2 protein-coding genes are annotated in these 641 nt (G+C 44.6%); both read right to left on the minus strand.

What is annotated here, in order from left to right:
• Positions 1-512, minus strand: a 512-nt coding sequence (locus JFC07_RS13045; protein WP_198329229.1) for an IS630 family transposase, incomplete at its 3' end; no start/stop codon positions are given.
• Positions 513-541: 29 nt separating this feature from the next.
• A partial coding sequence (locus tag JFC07_RS13380) for a winged helix-turn-helix domain-containing protein (RefSeq protein ID WP_198329230.1) occupies positions 542-641 on the minus strand: 100 nt, incomplete at its 5' end.

The following is a 641-nucleotide window of genomic DNA, read 5'->3' on the forward strand; positions in this document are numbered from 1 at the left end:
GCCCAAGCACGAGCAGTTAACGACCGAATTCTTTGTGGCTGTTTAAGCAAATTATTCCAAGCCAAGCAAGTGGCATCGACAATAGCCTCATAACTGTCATAACAACGATTGGATAACTCATTTTGCTTAAGGTACTGCCATACCCTCTCAGAAGGATTCAGCTCAGGTGAATAAGGCAGTAGTTTAAGCATAGTGACATTAGCCTGATTCAAGCTTGGTTGATGCCATAATGCGCCATCCATCACCACCACCGCATGACGTCCTTTTGGTACGGCTTTACTAATCTCTTGCATATGCAATAACATGGTGTGTTTATTCACTGAAGGCAGTACTAAGCCGACAGCCTTCTTTGTCGCTGGACAAAAGGCACCAAACAGATAAGCGGAATGAAACTGTTGCTGTTTGATCAGTCGAGGTCGCCCACCGCGGTAATGCCAAACTCTGGTCAATGAGCCTTGTTGTCCTATTCGAGTTTCATCTTGAAACCAGATGTCCACTTGATCTAAGCTCACATCAGTAGGCAGTGACGCCTTAACCTGTGCTATAAAGTTTTTTTAAAAGCGTCTTGAGCTTGTATGTCGGCTTTTGGATGCTGACTACGAGCACTTATCCAACTCATATCAATACGCTTGAGTAGCTCG

The sequence above is a fragment of the Psychrobacter faecalis genome (genome assembly GCF_016107575.1).
Taxonomy (GTDB): domain Bacteria; phylum Pseudomonadota; class Gammaproteobacteria; order Pseudomonadales; family Moraxellaceae; genus Psychrobacter; species Psychrobacter faecalis.